The organism is Halobacillus sp. Marseille-P3879, assembly GCF_900240285.1.
GTDB lineage: Bacteria > Bacillota > Bacilli > Bacillales > Halobacillaceae > Halobacillus_A.
In genome coordinates this window covers 923801-945430 of sequence record NZ_OESS01000003.1, presented here as the reverse complement: position 1 = coordinate 945430, position 21630 = coordinate 923801, and the positions used below count along the sequence as shown (strand labels likewise).

The 21630-nt window shown below is 40.7% G+C and carries 25 protein-coding genes, 1 rRNA gene and 1 pseudogene; 10 read left to right on the top strand and 17 right to left on the bottom strand.

From position 1 onward, the window contains the following. Positions 1-79: ribosomal RNA gene (locus tag C1A12_RS21270) — 16S ribosomal RNA — on the bottom strand; the annotation flags it as partial. A gap of 567 nt (positions 80-646) precedes the next feature. Further along, entirely contained in the window at positions 647-1528 is an 882-nt protein-coding gene (locus C1A12_RS19005; protein WP_101846457.1) for a nucleotidyltransferase-like protein, read from the bottom strand. A gap of 132 nt (positions 1529-1660) precedes the next feature. Here C1A12_RS19005 and C1A12_RS19000 point away from each other — a divergent pair, with 132 nt between their 5' ends. Then, the gene (locus C1A12_RS19000; protein WP_373420490.1) at positions 1661-2041 is read left to right on the top strand and encodes a YgzB family protein; all 381 of its coding nucleotides are present in this window, start codon (positions 1661-1663) and stop codon (positions 2039-2041) included. Between the two features lie 54 nt (positions 2042-2095). On the opposite strand, the gene perR is transcribed toward C1A12_RS19000, so the two are convergent. From perR to C1A12_RS18975, 5 genes are all read right to left on the bottom strand, one after another. Continuing rightward, positions 2096-2539, bottom strand: coding sequence for a peroxide-responsive transcriptional repressor PerR (gene perR / locus C1A12_RS18995; protein WP_101846453.1), 444 nt, complete (start codon positions 2537-2539; stop codon positions 2096-2098). 117 nt (positions 2540-2656) lie between these two features. Then, on the bottom strand, positions 2657-3214 hold the full coding sequence (locus C1A12_RS18990; RefSeq protein ID WP_101846451.1) for a cob(I)yrinic acid a,c-diamide adenosyltransferase: 558 nt from the start codon (positions 3212-3214) through the stop codon (positions 2657-2659). 2 nt (positions 3215-3216) lie between these two features. After that, positions 3217-4167 carry a D-2-hydroxyacid dehydrogenase gene (locus tag C1A12_RS18985; protein ID WP_101846450.1) on the bottom strand — a complete coding sequence of 317 codons (951 nt, stop codon included), beginning with the start codon at positions 4165-4167 and terminating at the stop codon, positions 3217-3219. A gap of 126 nt (positions 4168-4293) precedes the next feature. Beyond that, entirely contained in the window at positions 4294-4764 is a 471-nt protein-coding gene (gene bcp / locus C1A12_RS18980; protein WP_101846448.1) for a thioredoxin-dependent thiol peroxidase, read from the bottom strand. A gap of 64 nt (positions 4765-4828) precedes the next feature. Further along, the gene (locus tag C1A12_RS18975; RefSeq protein WP_101846446.1) at positions 4829-5239 is read right to left on the bottom strand and encodes a potassium channel family protein; all 411 of its coding nucleotides are present in this window, start codon (positions 5237-5239) and stop codon (positions 4829-4831) included. A gap of 139 nt (positions 5240-5378) precedes the next feature. On the opposite strand from C1A12_RS18975, the gene C1A12_RS18970 reads away from it, so the two are divergent. Both C1A12_RS18970 and C1A12_RS18965 read left to right on the top strand, forming a co-directional pair. Next, entirely contained in the window at positions 5379-6677 is a 1299-nt protein-coding gene (locus C1A12_RS18970; protein ID WP_101846445.1) for a glutamate-1-semialdehyde 2,1-aminomutase, read from the top strand. Between the two features lie 160 nt (positions 6678-6837). Then, the gene (locus tag C1A12_RS18965) at positions 6838-7908 is read left to right on the top strand and encodes an aromatic acid exporter family protein (RefSeq protein WP_101846443.1); all 1071 of its coding nucleotides are present in this window, start codon (positions 6838-6840) and stop codon (positions 7906-7908) included. 37 nt (positions 7909-7945) lie between these two features. Here C1A12_RS18965 and C1A12_RS18960 read toward each other — a convergent pair whose 3' ends face one another. From C1A12_RS18960 to C1A12_RS18945, 4 genes are all read right to left on the bottom strand, one after another. Continuing rightward, positions 7946-9718: an ABC transporter ATP-binding protein gene (locus C1A12_RS18960; RefSeq protein WP_101846441.1), complete on the bottom strand. Its 1773-nt coding sequence runs from the start codon at positions 9716-9718 to the stop codon at positions 7946-7948. A 66-nt stretch (positions 9719-9784) separates the two neighbouring features. After that, on the bottom strand, positions 9785-10312 hold the full coding sequence (locus C1A12_RS18955) for a DUF402 domain-containing protein (protein WP_101846440.1): 528 nt from the start codon (positions 10310-10312) through the stop codon (positions 9785-9787). 177 nt (positions 10313-10489) lie between these two features. After that, a complete protein-coding gene (locus tag C1A12_RS18950; protein WP_101846438.1) occupies positions 10490-10669 on the bottom strand; it encodes a gamma-type small acid-soluble spore protein in 180 nt (59 codons plus the stop codon). Positions 10670-10846: 177 nt separating this feature from the next. Next, on the bottom strand, positions 10847-11923 hold the full coding sequence (locus tag C1A12_RS18945) for a C40 family peptidase (RefSeq protein WP_101846436.1): 1077 nt from the start codon (positions 11921-11923) through the stop codon (positions 10847-10849). Positions 11924-12248: 325 nt separating this feature from the next. Here C1A12_RS18945 and C1A12_RS18940 point away from each other — a divergent pair, with 325 nt between their 5' ends. Then, positions 12249-12473, top strand: a complete 225-nt coding sequence (locus C1A12_RS18940; protein WP_101846434.1) for a cytosolic protein — start codon at positions 12249-12251, stop codon at positions 12471-12473. Here C1A12_RS18940 and mutY read toward each other — a convergent pair. Further along, entirely contained in the window at positions 12470-13555 is a 1086-nt protein-coding gene (gene mutY, locus C1A12_RS18935) for an A/G-specific adenine glycosylase (RefSeq protein ID WP_101846433.1), read from the bottom strand. The two genes, C1A12_RS18940 and mutY, sit on opposite strands and share 4 nt — an antisense overlap. A gap of 62 nt (positions 13556-13617) precedes the next feature. Here mutY and C1A12_RS18930 point away from each other — a divergent pair, with 62 nt between their 5' ends. Then, positions 13618-14619: a metal-dependent hydrolase gene (locus C1A12_RS18930; protein ID WP_101846431.1), complete on the top strand. Its 1002-nt coding sequence runs from the start codon at positions 13618-13620 to the stop codon at positions 14617-14619. A gap of 30 nt (positions 14620-14649) precedes the next feature. Here C1A12_RS18930 and C1A12_RS18925 read toward each other — a convergent pair whose 3' ends face one another. Further along, positions 14650-14916, bottom strand: a complete 267-nt coding sequence (locus C1A12_RS18925) for a YfhJ family protein (protein WP_101846429.1) — start codon at positions 14914-14916, stop codon at positions 14650-14652. A gap of 109 nt (positions 14917-15025) precedes the next feature. Between C1A12_RS18925 and sspK the strand changes: the two genes are divergently transcribed. Both sspK and C1A12_RS21555 read left to right on the top strand, forming a co-directional pair. Continuing rightward, complete coding sequence (sspK, locus tag C1A12_RS18920) at positions 15026-15190, top strand: small acid-soluble spore protein K (protein ID WP_101846427.1); 165 nt, start codon at positions 15026-15028, stop codon at positions 15188-15190. 1 nt (position 15191) lies between these two features. After that, the gene (locus C1A12_RS21555) at positions 15192-15323 is read left to right on the top strand and encodes a hypothetical protein (RefSeq protein WP_255408431.1); all 132 of its coding nucleotides are present in this window, start codon (positions 15192-15194) and stop codon (positions 15321-15323) included. Between the two features lie 31 nt (positions 15324-15354). On the opposite strand, the gene C1A12_RS18915 is transcribed toward C1A12_RS21555, so the two are convergent. Next, positions 15355-15693, bottom strand: coding sequence for a YfhH family protein (locus tag C1A12_RS18915; protein ID WP_101846425.1), 339 nt, complete (start codon positions 15691-15693; stop codon positions 15355-15357). 97 nt (positions 15694-15790) lie between these two features. On the opposite strand from C1A12_RS18915, the gene C1A12_RS18910 reads away from it, so the two are divergent. Then, positions 15791-16450 (top strand): SDR family oxidoreductase, encoded by a 660-nt coding sequence (locus tag C1A12_RS18910; RefSeq protein ID WP_101846423.1) that lies wholly within the window; start codon positions 15791-15793, stop codon positions 16448-16450. Positions 16451-16632: 182 nt separating this feature from the next. Beyond that, positions 16633-16905, top strand: a pseudogene (locus C1A12_RS18905) (transposase); the annotation flags it as partial. Positions 16906-17170: 265 nt separating this feature from the next. On the opposite strand, the gene C1A12_RS18900 reads toward C1A12_RS18905, so the two are convergent. The 3 genes from C1A12_RS18900 to glcT form a co-directional block, all read right to left on the bottom strand. Next, a complete protein-coding gene (locus C1A12_RS18900; protein WP_101846419.1) occupies positions 17171-17437 on the bottom strand; it encodes a phosphocarrier protein HPr in 267 nt (88 codons plus the stop codon). Between the two features lie 16 nt (positions 17438-17453). After that, positions 17454-19493: a glucose-specific PTS transporter subunit IIBC gene (ptsG, locus tag C1A12_RS18895; RefSeq protein ID WP_101846417.1), complete on the bottom strand. Its 2040-nt coding sequence runs from the start codon at positions 19491-19493 to the stop codon at positions 17454-17456. Positions 19494-19744: 251 nt separating this feature from the next. Continuing rightward, the gene (gene glcT / locus C1A12_RS18890; protein ID WP_101846415.1) at positions 19745-20587 is read right to left on the bottom strand and encodes a glucose PTS transporter transcription antiterminator GlcT; all 843 of its coding nucleotides are present in this window, start codon (positions 20585-20587) and stop codon (positions 19745-19747) included. Positions 20588-20774: 187 nt separating this feature from the next. Between glcT and C1A12_RS18885 the strand changes: the two genes are divergently transcribed. Further along, positions 20775-21566, top strand: a complete 792-nt coding sequence (locus tag C1A12_RS18885) for an HAD family hydrolase (RefSeq protein ID WP_101846413.1) — start codon at positions 20775-20777, stop codon at positions 21564-21566. Positions 21567-21630: the final 64 nt, after the last annotated feature.

The window sequence follows — 21630 nt, the reverse complement described above, 5'->3', positions numbered from 1 at the left end:
CTGGTTTCCTGCGCTCGACTTGCATGTATTAGGCACGCCGCCAGCGTTCGTCCTGAGCCAGGATCAAACTCTCCATAAAAGTTGAGAATGACTTGTGCACGGATGCACTGACTTCAACGTTGCAACAGGACGTTGCGAACTTCGTTGAAGATCCTTTAGCTCTGCACACCGAATGTGCTTGTTTTACTTCCTTCTATATTATAGAAAGAAAGAATTGACGTACTGGTTGGTTCGTTCAGTTTTCAAAGATCAAATTTTCGTTTGCCGCTTCAAAATGGCGACTTAATTAATATATCACGCATTCAAGTTTAAGTCAACAACTTTTTTGTGATTATTAATTTTGTTTTGCTGTAATGCCGCGTCTCTTGTTGCGACGTTTAATAATATACCATGCTTATTTAATCTTAGTCAACAATTATTTAAAAAATAATCCTTACCGAATTCATTCCTGCTTATTCCTGTCTTCCTGTTCAAGTACATTCCGCTTTCCGCAGGGAATAAGTGAGGTCCCTCTTTTGATAAAGATGCTTACCTGGCTGTTACTGCTGCGGTTATTTAGCTGGAGTTACCTACTCTATACCAATAACAGTTTAAAGAAACAAACACCCTTTCTTATATTTAAAGAAAGGGCCAATCACAAATGTTATTACAAATCTTCAATAGATGCAGTTTTATACAAACGATGATAAATATTCATGCCTTTTGTTTCCTGTCGAACAATCTCTACTAGTTCTTTCTCTACTAAATATTCTATCATTGAGGATAGATCCAGAGCATACTCTTTGATCTGAGGATGAATTTTCAATTCTCCAAGAGACCAGGGCTCATCTCTTTCATTCATTAAATGTAAGAGATGTTTGGCACTCGTCTTTGCTCGTATGCTAACTGCATGTTCAACCGCCAAAGTCATCAGCTGTACTCGTTTAGATGTAGATTCTTTGCTCATTATTAGTTCTTCATAATATTTATAGATCTCCGGCTCAATCTTTTTCACTTGATTCCATACCGTTACTTCGGGATGGAAACCTTTTTCAATAATCGCCAGCCTGGCCAAGTAGTGAAGTGAGTGAACCATTCGACTAAACGCGTCTAGGTGATGACCATTTTCAAATAAATCTTTGGATTCACTATAACTGCGGATTAATTTAGAGAATTCAATCGCCTTCTTTAAATCCCTGGAATGAGCAGGAAATGTGCGAAGCTTTTCTTTAAGTTCACTAATATATTCATTTCGTTCAAAAATAATAGAGCCGTTTATAACCCACTCTACTGAACGGCGGAAGGAACTAGTATTAATCCAGTGCTGCAATAGCTCTTCATCCACTATATGCATAGCTGCTGTTTTTCCTTCAAATTCGTAATGTTTCACATACCAGGGTTCTTTGGCTTCTCGTACAATGATAAACAAAATGACATCAAAGTTATCAGTCACAGGACTCACTGGTTTTTTCTTTTCTAATATTAAAATGCCAAGAGTATTCACCTGGCTGGCTCTTTCCTGGTAAATGGGCCGTAAAAGATCTTCCATTAATAGTTCCCCCATATCGTATTTCGCTACATTATGTAATTCGATATATATTAGCAAATTCCTTTCCATAAATATATTTTTCTTATGAAAAATGCTATACTACTTTTGTAAGCTTACTAGGAGGGAATATTGTTGGCGTTAAAATATACAAGTAAAATTAACAAAATCCGTTCATTTGCTTTTTGGCTGATTTTTGTCGGGTTTGGCGTCATGTACATAGGGCTCCTTTTCAAGGAAACGGCCTGGGCAATGGCTATTTTCATGATTTTAGGAATGGGGTTCATCGGATTAAGTACCGTGGTTTATTTCTGGATTGGAATGCTTTCGACAAAGACAATACAGATCATGTGTCCAGGCTGCGAGAAACCGACAAAAATGCTCGGGCGTGTAGATGCCTGCATGCATTGTAAACAACCGCTCACTCTGGATAAATCGTTAGAGGGTAAAGAGTTTGATGAGAAATATAATTCAAAACGTTACCAGAAACAGCAGGAAGCCGATCAAAAAACATAAATACCGCATAAAAAAAGTCCTGCTGACTCAGCAGGACTTTTTTTATGCCCATGTTTAGTGGGCTGATTTAGCTTTACAATGTGAACAAGTACCATACACTTCCATGCGGTGATGACTTACAGTAAATCCAGTCACCTGTTCAGCTAATGATTCCACTTCATTTAAACTAGGATAGTGGAAATCAACAATCTTGCCGCATGATTCACAAATCGCGTGATAGTGATCAGAAGTATTACAATCGAAACGGCTAGATGAATCGCCATACGTTAATTCTCTTACGAGGCCGATTTCTCTAAACACACGCAGGTTGTTATAAACTGTCGCGACACTCATGTTCGGAAATTTGCTCTCTAATGCTTTGTATATTTCATCAGCTGTAGGGTGAGTCATAGAATTCAGCAGGTATTCAAGCACCGCATGACGTTGTGGTGTTATCCTTACCCCAGACTCTTTAAGTGTATCTATAGCTTCTTGAAGTCGATGATCTGACACCGTCATGCACCTCGCTTTCATAACTGATTCTTGAATTAGAAAATTATTAAATTAGAATCCTTATAAACAGTTTAACCCGCTTGTTAATCTATTGTCAAACAATTTAGGACGATCTATCGAGGATTATACGTCAGGTTTTAGTGTGACTTCTTCTCCGCCTAAATGGTGATTCACGTAACGAGCTGCCACAAATAATAAATCCGATAATCGATTTAAGTACTTAATTACCAAAGGGTTGTTAATCTCATCCACCAGGCCCACAGCTACGCGCTCTGCTCTGCGGACGATCGTTCGAGCCATATGAAACGCAGCTGACGCTTCGTGACCTGAAGGCAAAATAAAGTTCTTCAAAGAGGGGAGTTCTGCCTCCCATTTGTCGATTTGCTGCTCTAACCATTCGATATATTCTTTCTTCAGCTGCCACTTGACCTCTTTCCCTTTAGGAGTAGCCAGTTCGGCTCCGACATGAAAAAGCACCGTTTGGATTTTATGCATGGCTCCAATAAATGAATCTTTTCCGTTCCACTCTTCCTTGGTTAAATGGCTTAACGCAACACCAATTGACGAATTTGCTTCATCACACGTTCCATAAGCTTCTACTCGCAAATCATTTTTAGCCACTCGATCACCGTAAATTAAAGACGTCTGTCCCTTATCACCTGATCTTGTATAGATACGCATCTTTAATACCCCCGTTTAGGATCAATGAAATTTTCCATCTCTTCCCTTTTTAAATATGATTTTAAGTTGCGTTCAAATAATTCAAAACCTCTTGGTACATAGTGCCGCGATATCCCGGACAGATGTGGGGTTACCGTAACATTTTCTTCCTCCCAGAATTCATGGTTCTCAGGAAGGGGCTCCTCCTCAAATACATCTAAAACGGCGTGAGCCAGATCCCCTGAGCGAATGGCAGCCAGAATGTCTTCAGTGCTTACCAGATCTCCTCTTCCCATATTAAGAAAAACTGAATGAGAAGGAAGCTTTGCAAAATGCTCTCTCTTTAACAGGTAACTTGTCTCCGGGGTGCTTGGTAATACAGCAATTAAATAATCAGCTGACGGTAACACTGTATCCATTTCTTCTACTTTGTATGTTTCATCGAAAAACTCTTTCTCTTTCCCTGACCTTGAGATTCCGATTGTCTTCATTTGAAACGCTTTTGCAAGTCTCGCTGTTTCCTGGGCAATGGCGCCGGTGCCGAGCAGCACCATCGTACTGTTATTGATTTCTGTCATCGGCACTCTGCGGTCCCACTTGTGAGCACGCTCTCTTTCAGTCAGCACTTTTGCATTGCGGGCCACTTGCAGCACCATCGATAGAGCATATTCAGCCATCGGCTTAGCATGAATCCCTCTGACGTTGGTGACGAGAATATTCCGTTCATGAATGGCATTAAACGGCATGCGGTCCATTCCTGCAGACAATACCATAATCCATTTTAGATTTTTGGCCGCTTCTATTCTTTCACTGTTTAAATCTTCACCATATGTAACAAATACATCTGCCTTAGGAAGATGTGCTTCGGCTTCTTCAATTCCATGACAGAAAAGAAACTCTACCTGACTAAATGTTTTTTTAAAGTGTTCCTTTATCTCTTCAGGAACTCGTTTAATCGCGGATAATACAAGCATAATCCTACTCCTTCCCTTCTTTCTTCTATTATTATATGCATTTGAGATTAATCGCAACTTTTTCTTTTAATGAGAAGGATTTTTTATAAAGAAAACCGTGATAGCCTCCCATCACGGTTTAAACGTTTACGATAAATTTTCGCGGATAAATTGTAAGGCGGATTCTACATGACCATCCACTTTCACTTTCCGGTAATCTTCTGCAAGATTCCCATCCTTATCAATAATAAAAGTGGAACGTTCAATTCCGTAATATTCTTTGCCGAAATTTTTCTTCAGCTTCCAAACGCCGTAATCTTCAGCTACTTTATGATCTTCATCAGCAAGCAGCAGAAATGGAAGGTCATGTTTATCAATAAATTTCTGATGACTTTCCACCGGGTCCGGACTTACGCCGAGCACAACTGCATCTAAGTCGGCAAAGCTTTCGTGGTGGTCACGAAAATCGCAAGCTTCCGTTGTACACCCAGGTGTCATATCTTTTGGATAAAAGTATAGTACTACATTGTGGCCCTTATAATCCGATAATTTAACCTTTTCTCCCGTATGGGCAGTTAATTCAAAATCTGGTGCTTGCTGTCCTACTTCTACTGTCATACTTTAATCCCTCCTAAATCATTTCTAATGTAAGGGTATCGTATATAGAGATAAACTTCCAATCTCAGCTTTCTTTTTTAGAGGTTTGCCACACTTTTGCTACTAAAGCAGCAGGAATTGTATAGCCGATCATAGCTTCGACAAGGGCAATCCACCGTCCCCATCCTATCGGCATCAGGTCACCGTATCCAACTGTAAACAAGGTTACACCGCTAAAATAGATTCCCTTTGATAATTCATGTCCCCAGGAAGGAGGGTCATTATGAACGGTCCGCATAAACATTTCTATTCCCTGCACTGACATAGAAGCATATATGAGACCAAAGCCAATCATCACAACGGTATACAGCATTACAAGGGTTATAAATATGTGAAATGAAAACATATGGTGTTCAATCTCAAGAGAAGTAAACAACTGCCTGATGCTTCCTGCGATTAGCAGTACACATACGATTGCAATAATTATCGTTGCCATTGGCGTCAAATCTCCTTATTAAATAGACAAGCTTACTTCCTAACTATGCAAAAATCTCCTGCTTTATGAATGAGAAGCCGTCTCTGCTTCCTCCTATTCATGTTAGAATTAAAATTGAATGTTTTTTGGAGGGATATTAATGAACTTTACACAATCTGAAAATTTATTTAAAGAAGCCCAACAGCATATTGTGGGAGGTGTCAATTCTCCTTCTAGAGCGTACAAAGGCGTAGGAGGAGGAACTCCTGTATATATGGAAAAAGGAGACGGGGCGCATTTTTATGATGTTGATGGACAGAAATACATTGATTACTTAGGTGCTTACGGACCAATTATTACGGGACATGCCCATCCTCATATTACACAAGCAATAACCGAAGCAGCTCAAAAAGGCGTCCTTTACGGAACTCCTACTTCATTAGAGAATCGCTTCGCTAAAATGCTAAAGGATGCTATTCCATCATTGGATAAAGTCCGATTCGTCAATTCAGGGACCGAAGCGGTGATGACCACGATAAGAGTAGCTAGAGCTTACACCGGCAGAAATAAAATTATTAAATTTGCCGGTTGTTATCATGGTCACTCGGACCTCGTGCTGGTAGCAGCAGGGTCAGGACCTTCTACTTTAGGTACACCAGATTCTGCCGGAGTTCCTGCTTCCATTGCCCAGGATGTAATTACAGTCCCTTTTAATGATATAGAGCCATTTAAGGTCGCACTTGAAAAATTCGGTGATGAAATTGCCGGCGTACTCGTTGAACCAATAGTAGGTAATTTTGGTATCGTTGAACCGAAGCCTGGATTCCTGCAGCAAATCAATGACCTCGCTCATAAAGCAGGCGCACTTGTTATTTATGATGAAGTTATTACAGCTTTTCGATTCACTTATGGCAGCGCCCAGCAATTATTAGGCATTGAACCGGATATGACGGCTATGGGTAAAATTATTGGAGGCGGCTTACCAATCGGCGCTTATGGTGGTCGTGCTGATATCATGGAACAAGTAGCGCCACTCGGCCCTGCTTATCAAGCCGGAACGATGGCTGGCAACCCTGCCTCTATGTCAGCGGGAATTGCCTGTCTAGAGGTGCTGCAGCAAGAAGGAATATACGAGGAGATGGACCGGCTCGGTGAAATGCTTGAACGGGGCATACTGGAAAAAGCCGAAGCTCACGGCATCGAACTTACGATTAACCGTCTAAAAGGCGCTTTAACTGTGTATTTCACCAATGAAAAGGTAGAAAATTACGAGCAAGCTGAGAATACAAACGGCGATAAATTTGCTCAATTTTTTAAACTTATGCTCGAACAGGGAATCAACTTGGCTCCTTCAAAATATGAAGCATGGTTTCTCACCACCGCCCATACCCAGGAAGATATTGAACAAACGATTACAGCTGTCGATCGCACGTTTAAGAAAATGGCAGCAAACCAGTAACTATTTCGCGCACACCGTCTCTTTGGTGTGCGCTTTTAATGAGAAGATTAAATTGGACAAGATAAGGGAAATGAATGTCCTGGTGCACAAAATTCTATAATTTTTCTGCATTAATCATATATAATGAAAGAGAAATCTTATACGATAGGATGGATAAAGCATGAAGCTTGGAGCTCGTATGATGAAAACAGGCCTGGCTGTTGCTGTCGCATTATATGCAGCAAGTCTGCTTGGATTTATCAATCCGCTATTAGCTGCAATTGCAGCCATTTTTTCAATTCAGCCATCGATTTATCGATCTTATCAATCGATCGTTGAACAAATTCAAGCCAATATAATCGGTGCTGTAGTTGCTATTATTGCAGTGTTCACTTTAGGGAATGATCCTTTTATTGTAGCGTTCGCGATTATTGTCGTGATCGGGTTAACGATGAACCTGAAGATGAATGAGAACACCATTTCTCTAGCTGCCGTGGCTGTAATTGCTCTCATGGATTCAACTGACCAGACTTTTATTTACTTTGCGGCGTCTCGATTTACTTCGATGGTACTCGGTATTTTAGCAGCGTTTATTGTAAATCTTGTTTTTGTGCCGCCGAAGTATGAAACACGATTATTTACCAAAGTGGATACGGCTACCAATGAAATTTTACAATGGCTGCGCGTCATGACACGTCAGTTATCAGATGAACCTGCTTTAAAATATGAAATTACCCGGATTCAGGATGATATCCGCTGGCTGGATCACACTTATCTCCTGTATTCGGAAGAGCGTACTTATTTCAAAGGCTCCCGTTTTTCAAAGGGACGTAAGCTTGTATTGTTCAGGCAGTTAATTACGACCACTAAAAAATCATTTGATGTGTTAAAAGCCTTCTATCGTTTGGAAAACAAAATCGAGCACATCCCTTATGAGTTTCAAGATGCATTGGTAGCGGAGTTAGATAAGTTAATTAACGCCCATGAAAAGCTTATCCTCAGTCTTAAGGGGCGGATCCGGGAAACTCATAAAAAGTCATTACGGCAAATTGAAGAACCAAATATTCCTTTACTTGTCGAGCGATTAATGAAAGTTTATGAAGAGAGCAACCATCACCCAGATAAACTAGTTTTTCTGCCACTTGCTTCCCAGCTGATGGAATATTACTATCAGCTCGAAAAGTTAAAACGGCTGTTAAAGAGTTACCAGAAATATCACCCTAACACTTATATCCAGACCAACGAAAAATAACCTTTTAAAAAGAGGCCTCTTTCAGGGAGGCCCCTTTTTATGTTCCCATGTATTCTGTTTTATTATCGTCCAGCTGCTGAACTTGATATAGATCATAATAATGACCCTTACGGCGGATCAGTTCTTCATGAGTCCCCACTTCAACAATTTCTCCATTTTCAATATGAACAATTCGGCTTGCATGCGTAATTGTAGCTAAGCGGTGAGCAACAATAAACGTCGTACGATCCGATGCTAAACGTTCGAGAGCGTTCTGGATTAAGCTTTCACTTTCCAAATCAAGCGCTGAAGTTGCTTCATCAAGTATAAGCAATGGAGGATTTTTCAAGAATACTCTTGCAATAGCCACACGCTGTTTCTGGCCTCCTGAAAGTTTAACGCCTCTTTCTCCTACAAGCGTCTCATATCCGTCTGGGAGATCCATAATAAAATCATGAGCATTGGCAGCTTTAGCCGCTTCTATTACTTCTTCCTCGGTCGCTTCAGGATTCCCCATTTGAATGTTCATTCGAATCGAATCACTAAATAAAATGTTATCCTGGAGCACCATACCAATCTTATCCCGCAGTGTACGCGCCTTTACATCACGTATATCTTTACCGTCAATTAAGATTTGACCACTCGTTACATCGTAGAAACGAGGGATTAAACTGATTAACGTAGATTTTCCGCCTCCACTCATACCGACAAAAGCAATGGTTTCACCTTTCTTAACCTCTAAGTTCACATCTTTTAATACGGTCGGATCATTTTCTCCGTAGCTGAAGGAAACATTACGTAAAGAAATATCCCCATTCACATGCTCCAGCGGTTTCGCATCTTTACGGTCTACGATATCATAGCGTTCATCCATAAATTCAAATACACGGTCCATTGATGCGATAGACTGAGTGAGCACCGTCGATGAATTAACAAGCCGGCGCAGCGGATTATACACGCGGTCCATGTACCCGGTAAAGGCCACCATTGTTCCCACAGTCATTGGACCTGAAATAACAAGATATCCTGCAAAAGCAATAACGAGCAGTGGGGCTAAATCTGTTATGGTATTCGTAATCGAGTACGTGTACGCATTCCAATTCGTATGCTTGAGTGCTTTGTTTAGAAAGTTAGAATTCCTCGTGTCAAACTGCCCCTGCTCATAATCTTCTAGTGCAAAGCTCCTTGTCACAGGTACGCCCTGAACCCGCTCATGCAAATGGCCTTGAACTTCAGCAAGCGCCTGTGATCGATCTCTTGTCAGCTTTCTCAGACGTGCGTAAAAGTACTTAACGGCAAAGCCATAGAATGGAAATAAAGCAACAGCGACTAAAGTGAGCCATGGATCCATGGTCAACATAATAATAATAGCAATTACAATGGTAAACATATCGAGCCAGATGTTCATTAATCCTGTTATAACAAAAGTTTTCGTTTGTTCTACATCATGAATCACTCTAGAAATAATTTCACCGGTTTTCGTTCGTGAGTAAAACCCAAGACTCAGCCGTTGAATGTGGTCAAATAACTTATCGCGAATATCGTATAAAACTTTGCTGCCTATCCATTGTGCAAGATACTGCCTCGCATACTCGACAGGAGGGCGCAGGATCATAAAAACAAAAAAGGCACCTCCCATGAGGAGAAGCAGTTGATCAATCTTTTCCGCCTGTGTCAGAGCATCTTCGTTTATAATATCGTCAATGACATACTTTATAATCAGCGGCATTAATAATGGGATGGAGAACTTTATAACCCCGATTAGTACCGTTAAAATAATTTTCCCTTTATAAGGTTTAACAAAGGATAAATAACGCTTAATACTTTCCAATCAGACCACCTCCCTTTCGATATATAACGTAAGCATGCGCACCCCCTTACCAGTGCGCATGCTTCGTCACCTATACGTCAAATAACGTTCATACCATTGGTCAATAAATTCAGGCGAGAAAGGTCCCTTACGCTGACGAATCCACCGAATCAGCACTTCGACATTATTGTAAAGAATACGATCCAGAACATGCGGATAATTCATTTGTTTCTTATGCAGATCATATTCGTCTTCATCCAGAAGCTTAAATGTCATATCTGGAAACACTTTTACGTCTAAATCATAATCAATGTATTTAATAATTCCATCTTCATAAATAAACGGAGAGCTGATATTACAATAATAATACACCCCGTCTGTACGAAGCATTCCAATTACATTAAACCAGTGTTTAGAGTGAAAATAGCAAATTGCGGGTTCACGTGTTATCCAGGTTCTCCCATCACTTTCTTGAACTCGTGTACGATCGTTTGCTCCAATAATGATGTTCTTCGTTCCCTTTAGCACCATCGTGCTTTCCCATACACGATGCAGCTTGCCGTTATGCTTGTAACTTTGTATTTCTGTATGAGTTCCAGAGTCCGGGCCGGGCATCATCATCTCCCCTTCCCTTTATAATCCCGTTAGTCACCTTTACCCATTATAACGACTTATGGTTATGAATGAAAATAATAGAATTTACACATATGTAAGAAGCCGTCCAAATCTGGACGGCTTCCGGGAGTTTGATGCAGGCTAAAATGCAAGCCTGTACAGATTAAATTTCAAGCGTTACTTTTTCTTAGCTTGAGATTTTTGGTTTTGTTGACGTACTTGCTGAGCGTCAGTTTGCTCTGCGCCAAATTCAGCACCAAATTGGTTCTGACCTTTAGCAGCTTGTTGGTTTTGTTGTTTTACGTGGTTTTTATCTGTACCAGCTGCAGTTTTACCTTGTTTCGGTTGCTTAGCCATTTGTATCACCTCCGCAAAAATTATTGTGCGCAGGTTTTAAAAAAACATTCACTAAAAAACATCATTTTTCAAGAAGCTTTTTGAGATAAAAAAATTCAAGTTTAAAATCAGGCATTTCCGTGAAAAGAATATAAATAAAGACGCCCTTATCATAAGAGCGTCTTACGAACATTTATATTACAGACGTTTTGCACCAATGTAGCGCGGATTCCAATACGTATTAGAAAGGGAGCTGATCTCAACTCCACGGGACGACCCGGCGTGGATAAATTGATTATCCCCTACGTAAATACCGGCGTGGGAAGCACCAGGCTTGTACGTTTCAAAGAAAACAAGGTCTCCCACTTGAAGGTTAGACTTACTTACAGAAGTCATACGGCTGTCAGCATACATTGAAGCGACTGTACGCGGAAGGTCCTTTCCAGCTTGCTTAAATACGTACTGCAGGAATCCGCTGCAGTCAAAGCCTGAAGGTGAAGTACCTCCCCAGGAATATGGGGTACCAATGTGTTTTTTAGCTTCACTTACTACACCTGTACTTGAAGAACTTGTAGATGTACCTTTTACTTGTTCTTTCTCAGAGCTTGATGAGCTTGAACTTGATGAACTTGAACTTGATGAGCTTGAACTGTTGGACGTCTTCTTAAGATCAAGCTTTTGCCCTACATAGATCAAGTGACCGGAAATGTCATTCCAGCTTTGAAGGTTGGACACACTTACACCATGCTTGCTTCCAATCTTAGATAAAGTGTCACCAGCTTTAACTGTATAAGTTGTTGCATTTGAACTTGAACTGCTGGAGGAACTTGAACTGTTGGAAGAACTTGAGCTTGATGAGCTTGAACTTGATGAGCTCGAGCCTTTAACTTTAAGTTCTTCACCTGCATAAATCAAAGAAGAATTTAAATTGTTCCAATCCATCAAATTGCTTACAGACACACCATGCTTAGAAGCGATTTTGGAAAGAGTGTCACCGCTCTTGATTTTGTATGTACTGCTTTCATTTGAACTGCTGGAAGAATTGGAAGAGCTGTCTTTATCTACAACTAAAGTTTGTCCGACGCGAATCAAATCACTGTTTAAATCATTCCATGATTTCAGATCTGAAACACTTGTGTTGTATTTGTTACTTAACTTCCATAAAGAATCTCCAGATTTAACCTCGTGTGATTCATCCGCCATTACTGTACCGCCAAAAAGCGACGCACCGACAATTGTTCCGAAAACTGTTGTTGCTACACGTTTTTTATTCATCGTATTACCCTCTCTTTTTATATATCATTTTTATTTGATTTCAGAGTTTATTAGATTTCACTAGTACGAAAAGTCTACGTTTATGTATCTGTTGTTTTGCTCTGTTACCTATTATTCATATTTTTCTATGTCTTGTCTATATAGCTAAACATTGGAAAATCCCTATTAATCTATGAAATCGCCTGATATGACAAGGTTCAGCATGTTTCGTTACAGTTGCATTACAGTTCGGTTACAAATCGGAAATCCACTGAATTTCGAGGACTTTTTACATGCATAAAATTTGTCGAATTCCCTATAATAACAGGAGAAAGGAGGGGTTTAAATGTACTCCGGTCGAGATATGTCAGAACTTAGTATGGAGTCTAAGCAAAATTGGGAAGATACAGAATTAGGCTACTTTCATTACGCTTTGTCACAAACCGCCCCTTATTTAAATCAGGAAGGTGTAACCTTATTACGTGAAATTAACAACGAAATAAAGCTCCGCGGTGGTTTAACACAGCGCGAAGCTTCATTGGAAAATGAGTCTAGAGCAAATCTAGATTAACTTAAATGCTTATGAATCTTTTGATGGGAAACCGGGAATGGATATTCCTTAATGGATTCTTTACTTACAAACCGAGATCTCTTTCTATCTAAGGCGCCATCAGTGGGATGGGCTTTTTTCACTTGCATATCCCAAATTAAATGGGAAAACACATGGTGAACATGATCAATTGTTGATTGGACATTAATCTTCAAACCGTATTCTCCATAAAACCATGAAGGAATATCCTGTTCTGATACTTCATTGAGCGGGGCCATTGGGTATTGCCATAAAGAAGCTAACAGACCTTCTTCCGGACGCTGCTCAATCAGAACTTCCCCTTTTTCGTTTTCAATAAATAATGCAATATAAGGTTGCTTTTTCTGTTTTTTCTTTTTAGTTTTATAAGGGAGGTCCTGCTCTCGGCCTGCGTTAAATGCACGGCACTCACTCCGCACAGGACACAACAAGCAGGAGGGTGACTTCGGTGTGCAAATAATGGCTCCAAGTTCCATCAGCCCTTGATTAAAAGCAGAAGGGTTATCGGTAGAAATTAATGAACGCACCAGAGCTTCAAACAAACTTTTTGTGTTCGCTTTTGCGATATCTTCTTCCACCATTAGAATCCGGGACAATACACGCATGACGTTCCCATCGACAGCTGGTTCAGGCTGATCAAAGGCAATACTTAATATGGCTCCTTGAGTGTAAGGTCCCACGCCTTTTAAATCCCCCAACTGCCCTTTATTATCAGGGACTCTGCCTTCGTAATGTGCTACTACTTCTCTTACAGCGTTTTGTAAGTTACGTGCCCGGGAATAGTAACCTAAACCCTCCCACGCTTTAAGTACGTCTTGTTCTTTAGCGTTTGCTAAAGCCTCTGGAGTTGGAAACTGCTCCATAAAATTATTAAAATAAGGAATAACCGTATCAACACGTGTCTGTTGGAGCATAATTTCTGATACCCACACACGATAAGGATCTTGGTTATCTCTCCATGGCAGGATACGCTGCTCTTTATTAAACCAATCAATTAACTGACTGCGGAATTTTTCTATATCGAATTCATTAAGTATAGATTGAACTTTTTCTTGCTGTTTCATTCTTCACTCATCCTAACTATTACACAATTTCTATTGTTGTCGGCCAAAGGAGGAAGCATTTCATGGATACTGGCACTCATGTAGTCATGGGTGTAGCTCTTGGCGGTTTAGCTACGCTTGATCCTGTCGTTCAGTCAGATCCTGCGCTTGCAAATGCTGTAATCGTAGGAACAATGGTTGGATCACAGGCGCCCGATTTTGATACGATCCTGAAACTAAAAAACAATGCCGTTTATATTCGGCATCACCGAGGGATTACACATTCCATTCCAGCTGTCATTCTGTGGGGCGGAGGATTAGCTTCTCTTATTTACCTCTTCGTCCCTGAAGTCAACTTTCTGCATCTGTGGCTGTGGACATTCCTCGCTGTCATTCTGCACGTGTTTGTTGATGTATTTAACGCTTATGGAACACAGGCATACCGCCCCTTCACAAAAAGATGGGTAGCCTATGGATTTATTAACACGTTTGACCCTTATATCTTTACCATGCACTTAGCAGGTATTGTAGCATGGAATTTAGGTGCTGATCCTGCTTATATGTGGCTCGTCATTTATTTTGTAATCTCTCTTTATTATGTTAAACGATATTTCGACAAACGTGAACTCGTTAAACTCGTTTATAAGCACTTTGACGATATCGTGCAGATTGCAACGTCGCCTACCATCAGGCAAAGTGTATGGAGAATTGCCATTGAAACTAAGACCAATTACTACGTAGGCCGGGCGGAAAATGGGCATATAACCATATACGATCAGTTTGATTACAAGGAAATTGATTATGAAGATCCTATCGTACAAACAGCATTGACAGATCCCAATATTAAAGCGTTTCTGTCGTTCTCACCGGTCTATCGCTATGACATTTATTATTTTGATGAATTTACAGAAGTAAGATTTACGGATTTACGCTACCGTTCTAAAGGCCGATATCCGTTCGTGGCTCTTGTTCAGATTGATGATGAGCACGGAGAAGAATTGAAGATTATAAATTCCTATACTGGCTGGGTGTTTACTGAAGAGAAGCTTCAAGATAAATTAACCGTAGCGGCTGAGCCCAAATAAAGAATCCGGACTTGAAGCTGTCCGGATTCTTTAATGCTTATGTCCACTCTTATGCAGCAATCCTTTATATTTAGAGTTTGCAGCTGCAAATTCATGAAGCCTCGGTCCATAAAACTCTATCCATTTGTTCACAATCTGCTCAGTCATTTGTTTTCCTTTATAATCATATCCTGCTTTTGCACGCGTTGATTCAAAGTCTTCCCACAATAATTCAATCCATGTACGTGCTTCATCTATAGTTAAACATTCATTTTTTTCATATAATTTTTCCGCTAATCGCTGATGAATTTCCTGCATTTCAATGCCTCCTTTAATGGAAAAGTTTACACACCATTTTACCACATATGACACCTTCTTCTACACACACTAATAGAGCCACAACATAGTGGCATTAGGAGGATATCTGATGCGAAATAAAGCAAAAGGCTTTCCTAACAGAAAAATGACACACTCCCCTGACGATCAAAGTGAATATTTAGCGCTGCGCCCCAATGGTACCATCAATTCAAGACCACAGGAGCGGGCAGCACACTCCAGAGAACGCGACGTGAATCAAGGAGGCAAATACTAAAATGGGCAAAAGAAACCTTACCCAGAAGTCCCTTCATCGAGGAACGAAGCATTTAAACCATCGAGTGAACGGTGAAACAGCCCAAACTCAATCTCAACAAATCACTGAATCCCAGGTGAGACAAAGGCAGTAAATTATAGCGCAGTCATAACGGTGACTGCGCTTTATTCCTGGACTTCTTTTCCTAGCATGGAGATAGGTAAAGCTTCTTCTTTATCACTTGCCGCTTTACCTGTTAGATTTATACGATAGCCCCATGCAAAAACTCCGTTTAAATAATCAATGTGAAAGGTGTGGCCGGGATCTCCTTCAATTTGATATGCGGCCTTCGCCTTAAAGTCCTCTGGGTCGAGCATGTAAGCCTTTGCCATAACAACTTTACGTTCGTAAACCGCATATTCGTTAATCATTCCCATTTGCTCTGCTTTTTGTGCTTTCTCAGTCAATTGAGCTACTTCTCTGCGTAATTCCTCGTAACTATATTCACTGTATCTCTTTTCCATTGTTACATCCCCTTTAGTGACATCTCACCATGTTGCTGTTTTCATTTTAGCAGTATTTTGTCACAATATAAATATTATCGTTTTTGGAGGTTATCATATGAGAAAAGTATTAATCAGCGGAGCAGGAACCGGATTAGGAAGAGCCCTGGCACTTCATTACGCTCAAAACAACTACAACGTCTTTCTGGCAGGTCGAACAGAAAAAAAACTGCTGCTCGTACAGCAAGAAATTAAAGAACTCGGCGGTGAATCCGAAGTGCTTATTTGTGATGTAACTGAGCCTGCTTCGGTTCAGGAAGCTTTTAAGCAGCTCGACCATTTAGATGTATTAATTAATAACGCAGGAATAGGAATATTTGGGACACTCGACTCCTATAACCCGGAAGATATCGATAAGATGCTCAATACGAATGTTAGAGGTACTATTTTAATGACACAGGAAGCTGCTCCTTTACTGAATCAGTCCAACGGAAGAGTATTAAATATAATATCGACGGCCGGACTAAGGGGAAAAGCAGAGGAAACAGTGTACTGCGCATCTAAATTTGCCGTGCGCGGCTTCACAGAAAGCCTGCATAAAGAATGGGAAAGCGAATCAATGAAAGCAACTGCTGTGTACATGGGAGGCATGAATACACCCTTTTGGGATCAAAGTGACCACGTGAGCAATCCACATTCTCTTAAAGGACCTGAAGGGGTGGCAGAGCAGATTTTTAACGAGGATGATGGACGCCCAGAAATCTTTGTGGACCGTTAACAAATACATGAACTGAAATTCCAGGTTACTGGACTTTTTTAATTGATTTACTTATCCATTACTCACACAAAAAAGGAGCAAGCCCTTATAAGCGGCTTGCTCCTTTTTTGTGGAACTTTCATTTTACACCGCGTTCATTTAGTACACTATAGGTAAGAACTCTCTAAGACGGTGTTAGTCAATCAAACCCTTCAATATGTGTGACCTGTCCCTTACTTCAGACATGTACCCAAAATGCAAAACACCAGAAAACCATCACACGTCACGTTTGGGAGAGAGCTAAAGAACAAGTTCGCTTGAACCGATTATCCAATGAGGGCAAATGGATTTATAGAATGAGAAAAGAGAAAATTGAGCGTAGCTTCGCAGATTCAAAAGAACTGCACGGGCTGAGTTATTGTCGTTTGCGTGGAAAGGAAAATGTCCGGGAACAGGCCTTACTGACCAGAACATGAAAAAGATTGCCCTTCACCTGGACAGGGTTAGCCAGGTGAAGGAGAGTCTTTTTCGGTTACGGGCGGGCGAATACTGCGAGACTCCTGCGGAAAAACGGGCGATCCGAGACCCCGCAGTGTGGGTTTCACGAGGAGGCTCGGGCGTTCGTCCGCGGAAAGCGAGCGGTATTCGACCGCCCGTGCACACAAAAAAAGCTTGCAGAAAAACACGGGGTTTCTCTACAAGCTGAGGAGCAAGCCCTTATAAGCGGCTTGCTCCTTTTTCTTATTCGCCTAAACCTTCGTCTTTAGCTTTTTTGGCAAGTGCTTCAACAGCTTCATCTGCATCAGAACCTTCTGCAGTAAACTTAATTTCTGCACCATTAGGGATCCCAAGAGACATAACTCCCATGATTGACTTCATGTTTACTGACTTGCCTTTGTATTCGATGTTCACATCAGATTCGTACTGCCCTGCCACTTGTACAAGGGCTGTTGCTGGACGAGCGTGTACGCCGTCTGCTGCTGTAATTGTCATTGCTTGTTCTGCCATGATTAAATCTCTCCTTTTATTTTGTTATGGTAACAATATTCTCTGTATTATGATCCACTTCGCCAGCAGCCGTAATTTCGACCTGCTGACCTTCTTCAAGATTCGTAAAGACAATCGGGGTAATAATGGAAGTCGCATTTTCGCTGACATAGTCAAGATCTACTTCCATTAAAGTCTGACCTTGCTTGACTTCAGTTCCTTCTTCAACTTTTGAAGTAAACCCTTCACCCTTAAGCTTCACAGTATCGATTCCGATGTGAATCAAAATTTCCATACCATTTTCAGCTTGCAGTCCAATTGCGTGCTTAGTAGAGAATACATTGAGTACTTTACCATTAATAGGCGAAACAATTTTACCATCAATCGGTTCAATTGCAAAGCCATCCCCCATCATTTTACCAGAAAACACCTGGTCAGGTACTTCAGTAATTGGTAATACTTTACCCTTCATCGGGCTCACAAACTCCAGATCACCGTCAGATACAGGTGCTACGGCACCAGATTCACCGGCACTTTCTTTAACATCTTCCTCACGCTTACGTGGTGTCTTGCCATCAATAATATCCTGCATTTGCCCACGGAGGGTATCTGAAACTGGTCCGTAAATCGCCTGAATATTATTGCCAACTTCCATTACACCAGAAGCACCTAGCTGCTTAAGACGATCTTTGTTTACATTTCCTTTATCGTGAACGGACACTCTTAGACGGGTAATACACGCATCCAGGTAACTGATGTTCTTCTCGCCGCCCATAGCTTCAAGAATTTCAAATGGTAAATCATCACCTTCACCGGTTGTTCCACCTGCATCAGCCGCTTCATCCTCACGCCCTGGTGTCGCAAGGTTGAATTTTAGAATGGCCCATCGGAAACCAAAGTAGTAGATCACAGCTAAGATGAGACCAACAATGATAACCCACCACCAGTCGGTACGGTTAGGCATAATTCCAAAGAGAATAAAGTCTATCAATCCTCCAGAGAAGGTTTGACCGATTTTAACGTTTAAAATTTCCATCGTCATAAAGGACAATCCTGCAAAAACAGCATGAATACCAAACAAGACAGGAGCAACAAATAAGAATGAGAATTCAAGCGGCTCTGTAATCCCTGTCAGGAAAGAAGTCAGTGCGGCTGAAAGCATGATACCGCCGACCACTTTTTTACGTTCAGGTTTTGCTGTATGATAAATCGCTAAAGCTGCAGCTGGCAGTCCAAACATCATGAATGGGAATTTACCAACCATAAACGTTCCGGCTGTAAAATCAACCCCATCTTTTAGCTGTTCAAAGAAAATTGTTTGGTCACCACGAATAAGTTCTCCTGCTGCATTTTCGTAAGAACCAAATTCAAACCAGAACGGAGAATAGAAAATGTGGTGCAGTCCAAATGGAATCAATGAACGTTCGATTACACCAAAGAAGAACGCGGAAATCGTCTGGTTCCCCTCAAGCATCAAATGAGAAAGAGCATTTAAACCATTTTGTGCAAATGGCCACACAACAAGCATAATCATACCTAAGAAAATCGCAGAAAATGCGGTAATAATCGGAACAAACCGTTTACCTGCAAAGAATCCTAAGAACTGCGGCAATTCAATTTTAAAATATCGGTTATACATAAAGGCTGCCAATATACCGACGATAATACCGCCGAAGACCCCGGTCTGCAGGGTAGGTATCCCTAATACTTCAGCATAGGCAGGGTCTGAGGTCATATCACCATCCACATTGCCGAGTACTCCCATAACTACATTCATGATTAAGTACCCAATAATAGCAGCCAGACCGGCAACTCCATCACCTTTTGCCAGCCCAATCGCAACACCTACTGCAAAGAGCAGCGGCAAGTTATCAAAGACAATTCCACCAGCTTCAGCCATAACTTCCAGTAATGTCTGAACCCATGGCGTGGTGAAGAATGGCACTTTATCAGTAAAGTCTTCCTGTGCAAAGCTCGTACCAAATGCCAGCAAAATACCGGCAGCTGGAAGCAAGGCAACAGGTGTCATCAACGCTTTACCTACTTTTTGCAAAGTACCAAAAGCATTCTTAAACATAAGTAATTCCTCCCTATTTTTATATTGTGGTGAAACAAAAACAGCAATTGTCAGAAAAATAAAACGGTTTCATGAGTACGAAAAATAAAGGCGAACGGGAACAGTATTGCCCCGGCCTTTATGCTTTATTGCCAACAAAAAAGGCATGAGTACAAAGGTTCAATCATTACGAACAGGGTACACTACTCCCTTATATCGTAACCATTTGATCCTTCGATACTCATGCCTGATCGTATCAGTAACACGTAACGTTAAGATTTTTTGGTTAATCGCTGTAAATGAATCGTCAAATAGATTGCTTCTGATTCATCAACTGGTTTATTTAGCTGTTTTTGCATCACTTTAATTAACTTCCACGCTAAATTATAGCACATGGGATATTCATTTTTCAACATGTTGGCGAGGCGAATTTCGTCACCGATGCTTTCATCCTGGTAAACCCGGTCGATCGCCCGATGCAAATGCTGTACCAGGCGGTGATAATCAACGCTGTGTTTATCGATGGTAACATGCATCGTCTCCTCTACCAGCTCCACAAGATTGGTGATCAGCTGATTATGACGGTTTATCTCCCTTAAAGTTTTATCTGTTACTGCACTGTGGATATGCAGTGCAATAAAACCAATTTCTCCTTCTGGAAATTGGACGCCAAGTTGATCATACACCATCGTCACCACTTCTAATGCGATTTGATACTCTTTTGGATAAAGTGATTCGATCTCCGGTAAAAAAGGGTTCGTGAATTGCATGTTTTTTTGTGTTCTCTTTAAAGCGAAAGCGAGATGATCGGTTAAAGCTACATGAATATGTTCATTTAGTTCCTGCCCCATTCGATTTTCAATATGATATAGCAGGTCATTCATGAAATCGATAAAACCTTCTTCAATGTGGGGGATCAAATTGACATACTGCTGCTTTTCATTTTCATTTTTTAATAAAAATGTCTTGTCCGCTTTATTAAACGAAATTGAGTCCCCTCGTTTCTTATTGAATCCAATGCCCTTCCCTATAAGCACAACCTCTTGATAGGACGGATGCTTAGCGATGACCACATTATTATTTAACACTTTATCTATCGTAATTTGTTCGTCCATATTTGCTCCCCCACGTATTTTGACAAAAAAAACGGTTTCAATATCTCAGTATATTCTATCGTATAATTGACTTTCAAATTTGACAACCTTCGTCTTAGGAAAAACAAAGTGTTTGGTATGCCCTTATTTTCATTGTACAATCGTTATCGTGGCTGTAAACGCCTCCGCAGCTGAAAGGAGCAGACAAATGATTAAACTTTTCATTAGTGATTTGGACGGAACTTTATTAGGTATGAATCACTATATTAAGCCAGAAGATATAGAATCGTTAAAAAAATTAAATCAAGCGAAAGTAGAATTAGCTGTAGCTTCCGGCCGGATGGATCATGATATAGCACAGGTCCTTAATAAAGTCGGTGTCACAGGCCACCGTATCAGCCAAAACGGTGCTTTCGTATATGATGTCAATGATAATTCCATTCATTCAAGATTTTTTGAAGCCGCTATGGCAAAGGAAGTTATGAATTTTATTGAAGAGGAGCCCATGGTCAAAACGGTTTCGACAGAAGATAAAATTTATACAAGCGAGCATAATGAATGGGTCGATTTAATTTCGACTCAGCTCTTTCAGAATATTATTATCGAGCCTGCACTCACTTCTCAATTTGGAAGTCACATTGCCCCTTCTAAAATAACCTTACATGGGAAAGAAGACGATGTTATTCTTGCCCACGGCCGGGTGCAGAAGCAATTTGGGAATAAACTAGACAGTTTTATTTCACATGAATCCTGTGTAGATATTATGCCGCAGATGATCAATAAAGGGAACGGAATAAAAGCACTCCTTCACTCAATCGGAGTGGAACCTAACGAAACAGCCTGTATTGGAGATTCTTTTAATGATCTGCCCATGTTTGAAGTTACACCGCACAGTTATGCGATGTCTACGGCCCATCCGGATGTACAGAAAAAAGCAGCATTCGTGGTTGACCATGTATACGAAGCCGTAGAGGATTTAAAAACAAAAGGATTACACTGATGAAGAAGAGTGCCCCTGACTGTATGAGGGGCGCTTTTTGTTTATAAACTTCTTTTTGGAAATA

Excerpts from the sequence above, each read along its gene's own strand:
- C1A12_RS19005 (WP_101846457.1), bottom strand. The coding sequence starts at position 1,528 with ATGGAAGATCTTTTACGGCCCATTTACCAGGAAAGAGCCAGCCAGGTG.
- perR (WP_101846453.1), bottom strand. The coding sequence starts at position 2,539 with ATGACGGTGTCAGATCATCGACTTCAAGAAGCTATAGATACACTTAAA.
- C1A12_RS18990 (WP_101846451.1), bottom strand. The coding sequence starts at position 3,214 with ATGCGTATCTATACAAGATCAGGTGATAAGGGACAGACGTCTTTAATT.
- C1A12_RS18985 (WP_101846450.1), bottom strand. The coding sequence starts at position 4,167 with ATGCTTGTATTATCCGCGATTAAACGAGTTCCTGAAGAGATAAAGGAA.
- bcp (WP_101846448.1), bottom strand. The coding sequence starts at position 4,764 with ATGACAGTAGAAGTAGGACAGCAAGCACCAGATTTTGAATTAACTGCC.
- C1A12_RS18975 (WP_101846446.1), bottom strand. The coding sequence starts at position 5,239 with ATGGCAACGATAATTATTGCAATCGTATGTGTACTGCTAATCGCAGGA.
- C1A12_RS18970 (WP_101846445.1), top strand. The coding sequence starts at position 5,379 with ATGAACTTTACACAATCTGAAAATTTATTTAAAGAAGCCCAACAGCAT.
- C1A12_RS18965 (WP_101846443.1), top strand. The coding sequence starts at position 6,838 with ATGAAGCTTGGAGCTCGTATGATGAAAACAGGCCTGGCTGTTGCTGTC.
- C1A12_RS18955 (WP_101846440.1), bottom strand. The coding sequence starts at position 10,312 with ATGCCCGGCCCGGACTCTGGAACTCATACAGAAATACAAAGTTACAAG.
- C1A12_RS18950 (WP_101846438.1), bottom strand. The coding sequence starts at position 10,669 with ATGGCTAAGCAACCGAAACAAGGTAAAACTGCAGCTGGTACAGATAAA.
- C1A12_RS18945 (WP_101846436.1), bottom strand. The coding sequence starts at position 11,923 with ATGAATAAAAAACGTGTAGCAACAACAGTTTTCGGAACAATTGTCGGT.
- C1A12_RS18940 (WP_101846434.1), top strand. The coding sequence starts at position 12,249 with ATGTACTCCGGTCGAGATATGTCAGAACTTAGTATGGAGTCTAAGCAA.
- mutY (WP_101846433.1), bottom strand. The coding sequence starts at position 13,555 with ATGAAACAGCAAGAAAAAGTTCAATCTATACTTAATGAATTCGATATA.
- C1A12_RS18930 (WP_101846431.1), top strand. The coding sequence starts at position 13,618 with ATGGATACTGGCACTCATGTAGTCATGGGTGTAGCTCTTGGCGGTTTA.
- C1A12_RS18925 (WP_101846429.1), bottom strand. The coding sequence starts at position 14,916 with ATGCAGGAAATTCATCAGCGATTAGCGGAAAAATTATATGAAAAAAAT.
- sspK (WP_101846427.1), top strand. The coding sequence starts at position 15,026 with ATGCGAAATAAAGCAAAAGGCTTTCCTAACAGAAAAATGACACACTCC.
- C1A12_RS21555 (WP_255408431.1), top strand. The coding sequence starts at position 15,192 with ATGGGCAAAAGAAACCTTACCCAGAAGTCCCTTCATCGAGGAACGAAG.
- C1A12_RS18915 (WP_101846425.1), bottom strand. The coding sequence starts at position 15,693 with ATGGAAAAGAGATACAGTGAATATAGTTACGAGGAATTACGCAGAGAA.
- C1A12_RS18910 (WP_101846423.1), top strand. The coding sequence starts at position 15,791 with ATGAGAAAAGTATTAATCAGCGGAGCAGGAACCGGATTAGGAAGAGCC.
- C1A12_RS18900 (WP_101846419.1), bottom strand. The coding sequence starts at position 17,437 with ATGGCAGAACAAGCAATGACAATTACAGCAGCAGACGGCGTACACGCT.
- ptsG (WP_101846417.1), bottom strand. The coding sequence starts at position 19,493 with ATGTTTAAGAATGCTTTTGGTACTTTGCAAAAAGTAGGTAAAGCGTTG.
- glcT (WP_101846415.1), bottom strand. The coding sequence starts at position 20,587 with ATGGACGAACAAATTACGATAGATAAAGTGTTAAATAATAATGTGGTC.
- C1A12_RS18885 (WP_101846413.1), top strand. The coding sequence starts at position 20,775 with ATGATTAAACTTTTCATTAGTGATTTGGACGGAACTTTATTAGGTATG.